Genomic DNA, 15024 nt, shown 5'->3' on the forward strand with positions numbered 1-15024 from the left:
AAATGCGCCGGTAACGGTCCGTACATGGCAAAATAATTCATCGCCAGTTCCGGGTTGTCGCGCAGCACCGCTTCAGAGCAAGTTACAACGCCACTTTGGGTTAAGCTTTTCAAAACCGCCGTCCAAACCGGTGGAATATCGCCGTCGCAGGCGTTTACTTCCTCCAGATCGTCCGCGTGGGCGAGCCACAATCCGTCGGCTTGTTGGCGAATTTGATCCAAGGCTTGGCGTTGCTCGCCCTGTAAAGCAATAGAGAGTAAGCCGTTGGGCATTTGGTCGAAGTCGATGATTTTAGCGGCGGTACCCACCGAATAAAAAATTGGCTCGTTTTGAGCGGGTGAATCGGCATTCCCAAGCACTTCCTGTTTTTCAAATCCCTCGCGTAGTAAGCATACGGTAAAACTCGATCCATTCCGTAGACAACTGGATATCATCTTGAGATAGCGCTGTTCGAATATTTGCAACTGTAACGTGCATTTTGGGAACAATGGCGTATTCAGGGGAAAGAGCGGGCGTTCAGTGAGTGGCAGTGCTTGCATGACATCAATCCCATTTGAGTTGTAATCGCTATTCGATTTATTGATTTGGCAAGAAAACAACAGCGAAAAAGATTTTAGCGATTTTGACAGGGGGCGTGGGCCGATCATCTGATCTCCTCCCAATCCCTGGCGTGTATTGCATCCGGGATTGCAAACCAGGCCAAGAGGGGGAAGATGTCGTCCGCCTAATTCGGCAATCCAGCATCGGTTTATGGCCCGTTTACGGATCTAAATAGAACGAGAACGGTCGGCGGCGTTGGATCGAAATCCGCCATCGCCAACAATCCGTGCCGATTCGAAATCTGGCCGGCCCGCCAACGCTGGGGCTGTTTATTTCAATCAACTCGGTTCACGGCGTTCCGGAACGCGGTAGCAGTATAGGCGGGTGGCGCGCGGGTCGGCAAGTTCGATGACGGATTCGGGCCGCCAATCGGGGATCGCGAACGACGAGGAAACGAACAGGCTGCCGGGACGCATTTCGGCCCGGACTTTATCGCCGATTTGCGCCATCACGGCCGGGGACAGGAAGGCAAAGCCCAAATCGTATCCAGCCAGCGACTGTTGCCAGAGGTTGAGACGCCGGACCGCGACATTGGCTTGACGCCGGCAGCGCCAGCGAGCCAGCAGCCAGGGCAGTGGCGCCCGCTCCCAGGCGACAATCCGCAGCTTGGGACATTGTCTTGCCAGCGGTAGCGCGACGCTGCCGATGCCGGCACCGATTTCGACGCAGGTTTTTGCCCGCTCTCGCTTGGCAATATCGGCCAACGCCAGGGCCACGGCCAGCGAGGACAAGAACAGCGGTACGTCGCCGCGAAACGTTCCCCAAAACACCAGCAGCATGACCAATAGTCCGGCCAGATACCAGACTGGCGGCAGTTGCCACGCCATCGCCCCCGCCAGCGCCGGCAGGAACACCAAATGGATGGGCAGCCACCAGTACGGTTGACCAAGCAGACGGGAACATAACGCGGCGGCGCTAGCCTGTATCACTAACAGGGCGCCGGGGGGTTGGGGCCAATATCGATTCAGCTCGACCACCAAGACCAGCGCGACGGCTTGACTGGCCAGGGCTTTGAGCCATTGCATCGGCTACCCCGCCCAACCGGATTTCACTCAGGCACCCCGCCCGTGCATGGCGTTTTGCCGCCACAAGGCATCGCCCTCGGCGCGAACCCTCATTCCAGACAAACGCGGCGTGTCATGACCGTCACCGACGAGGGCGATTGGCAAAACGCGAAGAACGAACGTCAAATGGCTCTCGATTGCGGCTAAAGCCGGTGCCGCGCCCATGTTTTTCATGATCCGGGGCGAAAATCCGTTTCCGACCTCAGGAGGTGGGCCCGATCTTGGTGTTCTGCTGTATCGTCGGCGAAACGTTGGGCAAGGCCGGAGTTTCCTCTGCGCCGTCGTGCAACACCTGATTTTCGGTCTTTTTGTTCATGACGATGATCGATATGCGCCGGTTCATCGGATCGGTCGGGTCCTGCACGTTGTAGGAAATACTGGATGCCAGCCCCACCACCCGCAAGACCTTGTCCTCGCCAAGACCGCCCTGGGTCAGCTCCCGGCGCGCCACGTTGGCCCGGTCGCTGGACAGCTCCCAGTTGGAATAGCCGCTACGGTTGCTGGGAAACGGCAGGGCGTCGGTGTGACCGTTGATGGTCACCTTATTCGGCAATTCGTTGATCACCGGCGCCAATTCGCGCAGGATGGCCTGAGCATAGGTCTCAATCCCGGAGCTGGCCAATTTGAACATCGGCCGGTTCTGGGCATCGATAATCTGGATTTTCAAACCTTCCGGCGTCGTTTCCAGTTTAATTTGGTCCTTGTATTCGGCCAATTTGGCGTTGGCGTCCAGCATGGATTCGATTTTTTCCTGTAACTTTTCCAGCTTTTGCTTTTCCTGCTCCTCGGCCAGTTTTTCGATGTCCTCCGGCGTGGGCGGTGCCGGCGGTGGCGGTTTGTCCTCGCCCATGTGAACCTGACCGACATCCTTGGAAGCCAAATCCGAACCGCCGGCTTTGATAATATTGGCACGATCGCCGACCCCGGAACCGCTCATCGCCACGCCGAACGGATTTTGGAAATATTCGGAAATTCCTTTCTTGGTGGCTTCGTCGGTGGAGCCGAGCAACCACATCAACAAGAAAAACGCCATCATCGCCGTCACGAAGTCGGCATAGGCAATTTTCCAGGCGCCGCCGTGGTGGCCGCCGTGGCCGCCCTTTTTGACTTTCTTGATGATTATCGGTTGTTCGGCCATCGTGAATTACCCTTTACTTGCCGCCTTTCAGCGCGGCTTCGAGTTCGGCAAAATCGGGACGGGAATGATGCGGAATCGTGGTGCGCATGAATTCGACGGTCATCGCCGGCGAGGTACCTTTCGCGCAATTCAGCAAGCCTTTTTGCGTGCATTTGTAAGCGTTGCTCTCTTCTTCCAGGCGGGCTTCCATCACCGACGCCACCGGGCCGATAAAGCCGTAGGACACCAAAATACCGAGGAAGGTACCGACCAAGGCCGCCGCGATCAATTTACCCAGTTCGGCCGGCGGAATACCGACCGACTCCATCGTATGCACCACCCCCATTACCGCCGCGACGATACCGAAGGCCGGCATGCCGTCGCCGACCTTTTGCACGGCCTTGATCGGTTCGTTGCCTTCGGCGTGGTGGACTTCGATCTCGGCATCCATAATGTCCTCGAGCTGATTGACGTCGACGCCGGTCAAGATCAAGCGCAATTTGTCGCAGATGAATTCCATCAAATGGTGGTCGTGGACAATTTTTTCGCCGAAGATCGAACTGCCTTCCGGATCGTCCACCACTTTTTCCAGCGACAGCAAGCCTTCCTTACGGGCCTTCTGGCTCAGCGCGTTAAAGCTCATCAACAGCTCCATGTAATATTCCTTGGTATAGGTGCTGCCCTTCAACGTAGCGGTACCGCCGGCCATCGCCGCCTTGCTGACCGTCAGCGAGTTGCTGGCCAGGAAGGCGCCGAACGCCGAACCGACGATGATCAACACCTCGACCGGCTGCCACAGCACCCCGAGATGTCCGCCGGCCATCAGGAAACCACCCAGTACGCAGCCCAGGATGATGACATAACCAATGATTACGAACATTGTTGCCCCTAAAAGTTAACTAGAACATTCAAGCGATGGATTTTGCCGGCCAGGCGGCGGCCGATCAAGCCGGCGCCCCGCTAAACCGATGGCGCCGGCGCCGGTTCGGCCGGTTTCAACACCAATTTGCTCAGGGCCGGCAACACCACGAAGGTGCAGGTCATGATCCAAAAGATGCCGATCGTGATGACCAAGCCCATGCTGGCGATGCCTTGATGCGGCGAAAACGCCAAGCCGATGAAGCTGGAAATCGTCGTCAACGCGCCGTAGAACATGCCGCGCGCGGTGCTCGACTGGTAAATGTTTTGCTCCTCGGACAAGGAGTGATGCAGCTTCTCGACCATGTGTATCCCGTTATCGACACCCAAGCCCATTAATAAAGGCAACGCAATGATATTGGCGAAGTTGATCGGCGTGCCGGTAAATACCGTGGTCGCCATCGTGAACAAACCGGCCAAAACCAGCGGCGCCATCACCAACAGCGTGTCGACGATGCTGCGCCGGATAAACAATAGCAGCAACGCGATCGCGGTCAATGCGATGATGATAGCTTCCTGGAACGAAGCGATGACGGCCTTCATCGACTCCCAATACATCACCGGCAAATCGGTGGCATCGGGGGCGACGGCCTGCACGTCGGTGATAAAGGTTTGCAGGGCATCGAGATCGTTCAAATCCTCCTTCGGAAAAATCTGAATCCGGTACAGCCCATCCTTGCTCAGCCAGCGTTCGCCGATTTCCGGCGGAATGCCGTCCATCGTCACCGGCTCGGCGTGAAAGCCGGTCAGCAACTGGTTCATCACGGTCGGCAAGGTGCCGAGTAGCGAAGTCTGAATTTTTTCGATAAACACGCCGCGATCCGGCTGCAAGCGGGCATCCAGTTCGACCAACACGTCTTGCAACTCGCTTTTGAAGGTTTTTAGCGACTGGATTTCGGCGGGCTTGGTCTTTTTCGGCAAATTGGCGTCGATCGCCGCAATCATCCGCTTGATGGCCGGCAGCGGATCGGAGCCGACTTTCAATTGCGGGAAGGATTGGCTTTGCGGACCCAGGGTCAACATCATGTCGTCGATGATCGCCAATTTGTCTTCCTGGTCCTCCGGCACGAAATCGAACAGGCTGACGGTCTTGTCGACGGTTTTCAGCGCGGTCAACTTCTTTTGCATGTCGCGGGCCTCGGCCTCGTTCTTGGCCAGCACGGTCAGCGTCATCGGCGAGGTATCGCGCTCCTTCATCAAATCCTTGAAGGCGATGACCGATTCGGTATTCGGGTCGCGCAGATTCAGCGGATTGAAATCGGTCTGCACCTGGAAGACGAAATAAATCGCGGCCGCCGCCAGGACCAGCGTCGCGACTGCAATCGGCTTGGCGTAATGCAGCGTGAAGGTGGCCAAGCTGGCGGACAACTTAGAGGCGCCCGGTTGTTCGCCGTGCAGGTCGTGGAACGGCGGCGCCGGGATCACTTTCAACAGTACCGGCAATACCGTCAGCGTCACGAATAAACAAATGAACAAGCTGGTGCCGGCCAGCAGACCCAATTCCGAGATACCTTGGTAGTCGGTCGGAATGAAGGCGTACAAACCGATCGAGGTGGTGCCGGCGCAGAGCATCAGCGACGGACTGGTCGCCAGCAGCGCCGAACGAATCGCCTGAGTCTTGTCCTTGCCGTGCAAGTCCAGATTGTCGCGGTAGCGTAGGCAGAAATGAATCGCGTATTCGACGCCCAAGCCGATGTTCGATACCGCGAAGGCCACCGAAATCAGGTTCAGTTGCTTGACCGCGACCGACGCGAACAATCCGCAAAACACCATGCCCAACGCCAGCGTCGCCAGCGTCGCCAACATCAACAGCCAGGAGCGATAAGCCACCAGCAAGATACCGCACACCAACACCACCGAGAAAATACTGGCGGTAAAAGTGCCTTCGCTCATGCCGGCCATTTCGTCGTGTTCCAGGCCGACTTCGCCGGTAATCCAGACTTTAACCTTGGGCAGATTGGGGTCTTGTATCTTGTCGACGGCTTGGCGTATGGTGTTGATGGCCGGCTCGACCGGCAGGATCTGGCTGAAATCGAATTTGGGCGTGACGAAGATGAAGGCCTTGTCCGACTGCTCTTCGCTGATATTATTTTCGGCGATCAATTTTTGCCAGGACAGTAGGTCGGTTTCGCCGTTCAGCGTCTTGTGCAAGGAGTTGCTGACCTTATCGATCAACGAAATCAGGTCAATGGGCACTTCCTCGGTCTTGGTTTCGGCATTCAGCGCGTCCTCGAAAATCGAGAAAAACCCGGTCAGGCTGGGATCGGCGGAAATACGGCCGATGAAGGGCTGGGCCTGAGCCAAGGTGACAGAAAAATCCTGCAGCTTGTCGGTATCCAGATAGAGCAAGCCGTTGCGTTGGAAAAACGCGTTTTCGTCGGGCCGGTAAACCTTGGTGAAATGCTCGGTATCCGACCGCAGTTGGCGTGCCAGGCGCGCGGCGGCGGCCTTGGTCAATTCCGGGCTGGAAGACTCGACCACCAGCAACATCGTATGAATTTCCTGGCCGAAGGCCTTCTCGAAATTGCGGCGATTTTGTTGAAACCGCGACTCCGGCGCGATCAGCTCGGCGGTATCGGTGTTCACGCTCAAATGCGTGCTGGTGTAGTCGATCGCGCAATAGGCCAACAACACCGCCACCGTCAACAGCAGCCCCGGCGAATACATCAGCCAATTTCCCCAGCGAAACACCGCGCTGCGCAAACCTTGTTCCCAATTCATGTTCAAGCGCTCACCACGGTTTCGATCAGGTACAGGGTATAACCGACGTAAACGGCCAGCAACAGGCCGCCCTCGACCCGGTTGATGCGGCCGGTGCCGCGTTTGCCGGCGTAGCCGAGCGCGAACAGCGACGCGGTCAGCAGCGCCATGATGGGCCAGTCGCGATTGACGATTTCGACCGGAATCGCCATCGGATGAATCGCGCCGGCCAAGCCGACGACCGCCAGCGTGTTGAACAGGTTGGAGCCGATGATGTTACCAACCGCCAAGTCGTGCTCGCCCTTGCGGGCCGCGACGATAGACGAGGCCAGCTCCGGCAGCGAGGTGCCGACCGCGACGATGGTCAGGCCGATGATCAAATCGCTGACGCCCAAATCGTGGGCGATAGACACCGCGCCCCACACCAACAAGCGCGAACTGATCACCAACAACACCAAACCGCTGACCAGCCAAATCATGGCTTGGGCAAAAGACATCCGGTGTTCGTCCAGTTCATCTTCGATTTCGCTTTCCAACACATCGGTCTGCCGGGATTGGTCCTTGGCGCTTTGCAGCACCATCCAACCCATCACCGCCGCGAAAACCGTCAATTCCAGCAAGGCGTCGTTGCGGGACAAATCGCCGTCGTAAAGCTGCCCGAACGCAAACAGGGTCACGCCGAACAAAATCGGCAATTCCTTCTTGATGATTTGCGACTGGACCACGATGGGACTGATCAGCGCGGTGACGCCCAGAATCAACGCGATGTTGGTAATGTTGGAACCGTAGGCGTTACCCAGCGCGATACCGGGATTGCCTTGCAAGGCCGACAAGGCCGACACGCTCAGTTCCGGCGCAGAGGTGCCGAAGCCGATCACGACCATGCCGATCAGCAATGGCGACATTCCCCAAAACCTCGCCAGCGCCGCCGCGCCTTCCACGAACAAATCGGCGCTCCAGACCAATACGATCAGCCCGATGACTATCATCAACAACGGCAAAGCCATAAACTACCCTTATAAAGCAAGCGTTAAAACGAAGAATTCGACCGATCAATCGACGGTCCAGTTGACCCAGCCGCCGTAGGCGGTGGCGATGACGACGATACCGAACACGATCCGGTACCAGGCGAAAATGATGAAATCGTGGTGGCTGATGTAGCGCAGCAAGCCCTTCACGGCCAGCAGGGCACTGAAAAACGCCGCGATCATGCCGACCCCGATCAAGGCCACGTCACCGTCGGTTTTCAGCAAGTCGCGAAATTTGTAGAGTTTGTAGGCGCTGGCCGCGGTCAAGGTCGGAATGGCCAGAAAAAACGAAAATTCGGTCGCGGCCTTGCGCGACAAACCGAATAACAATCCGCCGATGATGGTCGCGCCGGACCGGGAAGTGCCTGGGATCAGCGCGAAGGCTTGGGCCAAGCCCAACTTCAACGCATCCAGCGGACTGAGTTCGTCGACGCTTTCGATCCTGACCCGGTGTTCACGCTTCTCGGCCCAAATGATCACCAGGGCGCCAACGATAAAGGCCAGCGCCACCGGCACCGGCCGGAACAACACCGCCTCGATCTGCTTGCCGAACAACAAGCCCAGCACCGCCAGCGGCAGGAAGGCGATCGCCAGGTTCAGCACGAATTTTTGCGAAGCCCGCTCGGTCGCTAGACCTCCGAACACCGAAACAATCTTGGCCCGATACTCCCAGCAAATCGCCAGGATCGCACCCACCTGAATCACGATCGTAAACAATTTGGCCTTGTCGTCGTTAAAATCCAGCAGGTCGCCCGCTAAAATCAAATGGCCGGTGCTGGAAATCGGTAGAAATTCGGTCAATCCTTCGACGACGCCGAGAATCAGGGATTTGATGAGTAAGGTAATGTCCATGGTTTAATCAGGCTCCGCGCCTTGTCGGCGCCAGAAAGGCTATCAGCATGTGGAAGGGATGTATCGAAAGACGACAAACGACTTTAAAAAAGCCATGCAAAGGCGGCGGGATTATAGTCGAAAACGCCGGGGCGAGTCAGCAAGGCTGCTCCGGCCCGACCGACCGGCGCGGGCCGGCTCGGCGCGCCTCACGACGCTTCGCCGACATCCGCGCCGGCTTTGCAGCTTATCCGCCGATCCGCCAGCATGCGGCGTCGGCCCTCGCTCCAGGCAATACATGAACACTACCCGCGAATTTCCGCCGTTGATCGCCGCGTTGCTGAATCCGGCGATGTACCCGCATCCGGTCAAGCGGGTTGACATCCTGGAAACCCATATCTCCTGGGTCGTGCTGGCCGGGCGCTACGCCTATAAGATCAAGAAGCCGGTGGATTTCGGTTTCTTGAATTTCACCGACTTGGCGCAACGCGAATATTTCTGCCGGGAAGAACTACGCCTGAACCGGCGTCTGGCAAAGTCGCTTTACTTGGACGTGGTGGCGTTGGGCGGTACGCCGCAACGCCCCGGTTTCGGCCTCGGCCCGACCCTGGAGTTCGCGGTAAAGATGCGCCGCTTCGACGCCGGCAGACTGCTGGACCAATTGCTGAGCCAAAACCGGCTTACGCCAGCGCATATCGATCAACTAGCCGACACGATCGCCCAATTCCACGCCAGCCTGCCGCCCGCGCCGGCGGCGTCCGAATTCGGCACGGCGGACGCCGTCGCCGGACCGGCCCGGCAAAATTTCCAACAGTTGGCCGAAACGGCGGCGGGCCGCGAATTCGCCGGTCTGACCGAACTGGCGGCCGCCAGCGCGGCCGAATTCGCCGCCGACGCCGATCTGTGGCCGCGCCGCCGCCAAGCCGGCCGGATTCGCGAATGCCACGGCGACCTACATCTGGGCAATATTGTCTTGCTGCGCGGCCAGCCGGTCGCCTTCGACGGTATCGAATTCGCCCCCGAACTGCGTTGGATCGACACGATCAACGACAGCGCATTTTTGATCATGGACTTGCTGCATCGCGGCCGCGCCGATCTGGCGTACCGGTTTCTGAACCGCTACCTGGAAACCGGCGGCGATTACGCCGGCCTGGCGGTGTTGCGTTTCTATTTGGGCTACCGGGCCGCGGTGCGGGCCAAAATCGCCGCGTTTCGCGCCGAACCAAGCGGCGACCCCGCTCACCGAGCCGAATGCCATGCCTACCTGGAATTGGCCGGCGCCAGTCTGCGGCGGCGGCGGCCGGCTCTGTTGATCACGCATGGCCTGCCGGGCTGCGGTAAAACCGCGATTTCGCAGCTGTTGCTGGAACGTTTCGGTCTGATTCGGCTACGTTCCGACGTCGAGCGCAAGCGCCTGTTCGGCTTAAGCCCCACCCAAGCCAGCGGCTCCGGCCTTGACGCCGGCCTGTACGCGGCGGACGCCGGCCGGCAAACTTACGCCAAACTCGCCGAGACGGCCGGCGCGTTGCTGCGGCTGGGCTATCCGGTCATCGTCGACGCCGCGTTTTTGAAACAGGAGCAACGCCGCGCGTTTCGCGATCTGGCCGCCGAACTCGGCGCCGCCTTCGTGATTGCCGCGGTAGCCGCGGAACCCGGCCGGTTGCGCGCCCGCATCGAGCGGCGTCTGGCAACCGGCGGCGATGCCTCCGAAGCCGATCCGACGGTGCTGGCCCATCTCAACGCCACCGCCGAGGCCCTGACCGACGCCGAACTGGAATACACGCTGGTCTGCCGCAACGACACCGATCCACCGCGACTTCCCGAAGCCGTATCCGTCAGCCTGAACCCCTTACTAAACCCGGAGGCGACCCAGCCATGAAAGCGATGATTTTCGACCGTCCCGGCCTGCCGCTCAGGGCCGCCGAGCTGGACATTCCCCAATGCGGAGCTGAACAGGTGTTGTTGAAAGTCAGCGCCTGCGGCGTCTGCCGCACCGATCTGCATATCGTAGACGGCGAACTGACCGAGCCGAAACCGGCCTTGATCCCCGGCCACGAGATCGTCGGCCGCGTCGTCGCCAAGGGCGCCAACGTCGAACGTTTCGCGCTCGGCCAGCGCCTGGGCGTGCCGTGGCTGGGTCAAACCTGCGGCCGCTGCCGCTATTGTCTGAGCGGCCGGGAGAATCTATGCGACCAGGCGCGTTTCACCGGCTACACGCTGGACGGCGGTTACGCGCAATACGCGGTGGCCGACCAGAATTATTGTTTCGCGCTACCCGAGGACTACAGTGACGTCGAAGTCGCGCCGTTGCTGTGCGCCGGCTTGATCGGCCACCGGGCGCTGGTCGCGGCCGGCGACGCCGACCCTGTCGGTATTTACGGCTTCGGGGCCGCCGCCCATATCATCAGCCAAGTGATGGTCTGGCAGGGCCGCACCTTATTCGCATTCACCAAGCCCGGCGACGACGAAGGCCAGCGTTTTGCCCGGCAACTGGGCGCGGCCTGGGCCGGCGACTCCCATAGCGCGCCGCCGCGAGCCATGGACGCGGCAATCCTGTTCGCGCCGGTCGGCGCGTTGTTGCCCCAGGCCTTGCGGCATACCGGCAAGGGCGGCCGAGTGGTTTGCGCGGGCATCCATATGAGCGAGATCCCGGCCTTTCCGTATTCAATCCTGTGGGGCGAACGCAGCATTCAGTCGATCGCCAATCTGACCCGCCGGGACGGCGAGGCCTTTTTCGACATCGTGCCGCGCGCCGGCGTGCGCACCAGCGTGGAAACCTTTGCGCTCGGCGACGCCAACCAAGCGTTGGCCAGCCTGAGAGCCGGACGTATTCAAGGCGCGGCGGTATTGACGATGCCGGATTGAACCGTTTGCGCCAATCGCGGCCTACAAACCCGCTATTCCCGAACTCGCCGAAATTTTCGCCGGGTGCTTGGCTAAGCGCAATTTCCGGGTAAATTAGCAGCCGGATAACCGCATTTCCTAGCAAGGGCCAACTTTGCTAAAATCACGCTCCCGCCTTCACGATAATAACTATTACTATTCAAGAGCCATGAACAAAAAGAAAATCATCATTTTCGCCGCCTGCCTCGCGGGCCTGTTGGCGATCCAAATCAAATTCTTCCTGCCCTTTATTTACGATATCGCCGCATCCGACCTGTTCTTGGTCGAAAGCAAGGACGCCGCGAGTCCAATGCCGGTCAACAACGATATGACCGCCGTGGCCTTCGCGCAATGCAACAACCACATCAAGGCCGATGCGGACGAAGATCAGAATTTTAATTTTGCCGGCCAGCCCACCAATGTCTGGAGCTTGGGCAATTACGAATACATCGTCAACGCCGATGTCGAGATCAGCGGCAAGGACACCGCTCCGGTACTGCGCCACTATGCCTGCCGTATTCAATACACCAAGGGCGATGATACTTCCGGCGCGGCCGACATCGAAAACTGGTCGTTGGACGGCATCAGCGGCTTGACCGACTAAGACACCGCTCCAATTCCAATCCCCCCTTTAACCGTTTGCCCGACAATCAACAACGGGCGAACGGTTGTTCAAGCACCCGCCGTTACGACGCAGGTCGTTGGCTCGGTCACCGACGGACCGGAATCGAACTAGTCTCGATCGCGGCTGAAGCCGCTCCATTCACCTTGGTCATTCTCCTGGGCGAAAGCGCCATCGATGACCGCTTGCCCGTCTCCCGAGATGCCGGTCCGCGGGCTAGGCCCAAGCATGCTCTAGCGATAGCGCGCGGCCAGGAGAAAACGTTGGACTAAGCCAGACGACCGACCGTTTGCTTCGACCAAGGGCGGAAAAAACCGCCGTGCCGACGAATTTCGACATCAACCGGAAAGCGGAAACCAACATCGGCCGGGCCACGCGGCTGAGACGAGCAAAAATGCCATGACAGCGGGAGCCACGTCGTCGGCGAAGGCAAGAACGGGCCGCCAATAACCGCCCGGCCGAATCCGTAAGACTCGGCCAAGCAGCCAGGACCCGCTAGAAGTTGATCGTGATGGTACCGCGGACCATGCGTGGCTCGACCGGATGTTTCAGAATACCGGTACCGGCATTGTCGTAGGGATAGTTGTAATCGTAGGCGTAGGCAATGTCGTTGCTTTGGGATCCGAGCAAATTGAACACGTCGATTTCCAACTTATATTGCTTGCGCTTAATACCGGCGCCGAGATTGACGATGTTGGTATCGCCGGCCCAATAAGTGCCGGATTCGTCCAGCGGCACATGGCCGAAGTGGCGAAAGCGTAGCGTACCGAACAAGCCGGTGTTGCCGGTCGGATCTTCGACGGTGATGCCGGTGCTAATTACCCGGCCGACCGAGTTAGGGATGAAGTTGTCGGTCGCGCCGTCCGGCCTCTCGGCGAAACGCGCCGTGGTCAGCGCGTAATCGGCGTCCAGCGTCAGCCAATCGGTCGGCTTGTAATAGTTGGTCCACTCGATACCGTAGCGATGCGATTTGCCGTTGACCTCGGTGGTGCCTTCGTCGCCGACGAACACTAGTTCCTGGCTGGATTCCAGCCACCACAACGCGAAGGTGCTGTTCAATCCCGGAATAAAATTGCTGCGGATGCCGGCCTCACCGCCACGCGACCAGGCCGCCGGCGTGATCCGCGCCGAGGAACCGGATAGCAAGGTACCGCTGGTCGGCTCGTAATTGATTGTTGTGCCCCTGGCGTCGTTGGAATGGTAGCCGTAACCGATATTGAAGAAATACTCGGTGTTGTACCAGGGACCGATCACCAAGCTGAGTTTCGGGCTGATCATGGCCTTGCCGCGGCTGCCGGAGTTGGCGGCGACCACGCTGGCGGAACCGCTGCCGGTATCCAGCACCTCGACGTCGTTATTGATGAAATCGCCGCGCAGACCGGCAATCGTCCGCACTTTATCGTGCCAATGGGTCGTGTTCTTGAAATAGGTGCCTATCGTGGTTACGCCGACATTGCTTTTGCTGACCGTATTGACGATTTGGCGCGCTTCGGTTTCGTACAAGCCCAAGCCCATGATCTGGTCGTTACGGAATTGCAAGCCGACGCTGCTATCCATATCGAAGCCGAACAATTTGTGGTAGCGAGTATGTTCGAAATGGCCGCCGGTCTGCACCCGCCGCTCGGTTTGCAGGATCTGGTCGCCGCCGGGGCCGCGAGTGAAGCCGCTGAAGTTGGAATACAAATTCAAGTCGGTGTACAGCACGTACAGATTGGCATCGTTTTTCCAGTCACTGCCCTGGTTCCAGAAGCTGCTGGAAAAACTGTAACGATTGCTCTCGCCGCCGTCGGTCGGGTCCATACTGCCGTAAAGCCCCAAACCACCAGTATCGACGGCTGCCTGCGGGATCTGGTTGGTCGCGGTCCAGCTGTTCGAATACGCCTTGGCGTTCAAGGCCAATCCCCAATCGTCGCCGCCCAACGAATAGCGCAGTTGGCCGTTGAATTTTTTGGAATCTTCCGGCACCTGCCAGACGCCGTTATACAGGTTGAACTCGCCGGCGTACAACAAGTCGCCGTCGCCCAGCTTCATCGAGTCAGCGACCAAGGTCCGGTAGTAATCGTATTCCCCGGCGGTAAACTTAAGAATGCCTTGGGACAATTTATCCATCGTGTACATTTTGGCGTAACCGGCCGCCGAAAAGTCGCCGACTTCCGCGTAGTAAGGCCCTTTGCCGTACTCGACCTTCTTGACCAGCTCGGGAATGATGCTGTTGATGTCCATATAGCCCTGGCCGTGGGCATGGGTGGTCATGTTCATCGGAATGCCGTCGACATAAGTCGTGAAGTCGGTACCGTGATCCAAATTGAATCCGCGCAGAAAGTACTGGTTAGCCTTGCCGGAGCCGCTGTGCTGGGTAGCCACCGCGCCCGGTATCACCTCGACCAATTCGCCGTTGCGGGATAGCGGGCGATGCTCGAATTGCTTTTGGCTGACCTCGCCTTGCGAGGCCGATCCGGCGATGCCGATCAAATCCTTGGCCCGGCCCGGTTCTTCGACTTCGACCGCTTCCATCTCTTCAACCTTCTCCTGTTTGGCTTTGGCCTTGGCTTTGCGCTTGACGGGTTCGGCGCGCGCCGGCACGGCCTCGACGGCCGGCTCGGTTTGCACGGCCTGCTCCGGCTCCGCCGCGACGCCGAACTCGGCAAGGCCCAATCCTAAAATCAACTCCAGGCCGATGGCCAAACGGGTTTTTCCAAATCTGCTGTGGTAGAACATCATGTCAGCTCCGTGCATATTGCCGAGAATGGGGATTTGACGCCGGCCAATCCTGACCGGCGCGGTGGGCGGCGCTTGGCGCCATTGAGTACCAATGCTTCATCGTCTTCCTCAAGTGTCGAAAATGTCGTTATTTTTATGGTTTTGGTGTTGACCGTGGCCGGAACCGGCCAGAGTTTGGCTAGCGCGCCCGGCGGCTTTTCGGAATTGGGCCGGAGCTAACGCAACTTGGATATCGCTGGCGCGGCGCACTTGGAGACTACGACGAGCCGGGTCCGGCACGGTCGCGAAGCGCAACGGCGGGAAAGGCTGGAGATCGACAAGGCGATGCCGGCTATAGCGAATTGTTTTGAAGGTAACGCCGCCGGATGCGGCAGCTGTTGCGCGAAGACGCTGGTCTTCGGCGGAAAAAATCGGGAGGGTTTCTAGCGGATCGAAATCGAAGCGAGCGGAAACGGCGGCTAGCGCCGGCGGCGAGGTCAGACCCACGCCGTTACTCAACAACGATTTGCCGGGCGTGTGGTTAATACTCGGGAAAAAATG

At 58.8% G+C, this 15024-nt stretch carries 12 protein-coding genes; 3 read left to right on the top strand and 9 right to left on the bottom strand.

All coding sequences use genetic code 11. The features are described 5' to 3' along the window. From AC3B8H_RS11245 to AC3B8H_RS11275, 7 genes are all read right to left on the bottom strand, one after another. A partial coding sequence (locus AC3B8H_RS11245) for an LON peptidase substrate-binding domain-containing protein (RefSeq protein WP_488441668.1) occupies positions 1-647 on the bottom strand: 647 nt, incomplete at its 3' end. A 231-nt stretch (positions 648-878) separates the two neighbouring features. After that, on the bottom strand, positions 879-1625 hold the full coding sequence (locus tag AC3B8H_RS11250) for a class I SAM-dependent methyltransferase (RefSeq protein WP_488441669.1): 747 nt from the start codon (positions 1623-1625) through the stop codon (positions 879-881). A gap of 241 nt (positions 1626-1866) precedes the next feature. Then, a complete protein-coding gene (gene motB / locus AC3B8H_RS11255) occupies positions 1867-2802 on the bottom strand; it encodes a flagellar motor protein MotB (RefSeq protein WP_488441670.1) in 936 nt (311 codons plus the stop codon). A 13-nt stretch (positions 2803-2815) separates the two neighbouring features. Then, on the bottom strand, positions 2816-3661 hold the full coding sequence (gene motA, locus AC3B8H_RS11260; protein WP_488441671.1) for a flagellar motor stator protein MotA: 846 nt from the start codon (positions 3659-3661) through the stop codon (positions 2816-2818). A gap of 80 nt (positions 3662-3741) precedes the next feature. Further along, on the bottom strand, positions 3742-6420 hold the full coding sequence (locus AC3B8H_RS11265; protein WP_488441672.1) for an MMPL family transporter: 2679 nt from the start codon (positions 6418-6420) through the stop codon (positions 3742-3744). A 2-nt stretch (positions 6421-6422) separates the two neighbouring features. Next, a complete protein-coding gene (locus AC3B8H_RS11270; RefSeq protein WP_488441673.1) occupies positions 6423-7406 on the bottom strand; it encodes a calcium/sodium antiporter in 984 nt (327 codons plus the stop codon). Between the two features lie 45 nt (positions 7407-7451). Then, positions 7452-8279, bottom strand: a complete 828-nt coding sequence (locus AC3B8H_RS11275) for an undecaprenyl-diphosphate phosphatase (RefSeq protein ID WP_488441674.1) — start codon at positions 8277-8279, stop codon at positions 7452-7454. 277 nt (positions 8280-8556) lie between these two features. Between AC3B8H_RS11275 and AC3B8H_RS11280 the strand changes: the two genes are divergently transcribed. From AC3B8H_RS11280 to AC3B8H_RS11290, 3 genes are all read left to right on the top strand, one after another. Beyond that, the gene (locus tag AC3B8H_RS11280) at positions 8557-10137 is read left to right on the top strand and encodes a bifunctional aminoglycoside phosphotransferase/ATP-binding protein (protein WP_488441675.1); all 1581 of its coding nucleotides are present in this window, start codon (positions 8557-8559) and stop codon (positions 10135-10137) included. Further along, the gene (locus tag AC3B8H_RS11285; RefSeq protein ID WP_488441676.1) at positions 10134-11123 is read left to right on the top strand and encodes a zinc-dependent alcohol dehydrogenase family protein; all 990 of its coding nucleotides are present in this window, start codon (positions 10134-10136) and stop codon (positions 11121-11123) included. The genes AC3B8H_RS11280 and AC3B8H_RS11285 overlap by 4 nt, the downstream gene beginning before the upstream one ends. 187 nt (positions 11124-11310) lie before the next feature. Continuing rightward, positions 11311-11745: a hypothetical protein gene (locus AC3B8H_RS11290; protein ID WP_488441677.1), complete on the top strand. Its 435-nt coding sequence runs from the start codon at positions 11311-11313 to the stop codon at positions 11743-11745. 513 nt (positions 11746-12258) lie between these two features. On the opposite strand, the gene AC3B8H_RS11295 is transcribed toward AC3B8H_RS11290, so the two are convergent. Both AC3B8H_RS11295 and AC3B8H_RS11300 read right to left on the bottom strand, forming a co-directional pair. Next, positions 12259-14484, bottom strand: a complete 2226-nt coding sequence (locus AC3B8H_RS11295) for a TonB-dependent receptor (protein ID WP_488441678.1) — start codon at positions 14482-14484, stop codon at positions 12259-12261. A 108-nt stretch (positions 14485-14592) separates the two neighbouring features. Beyond that, positions 14593-15024 (bottom strand): hypothetical protein (locus tag AC3B8H_RS11300; RefSeq protein WP_488441679.1); only part of this gene is annotated, 432 nt, incomplete at its 5' end.

This window comes from Methylomonas sp. BG-2 (genome assembly GCF_057766305.1).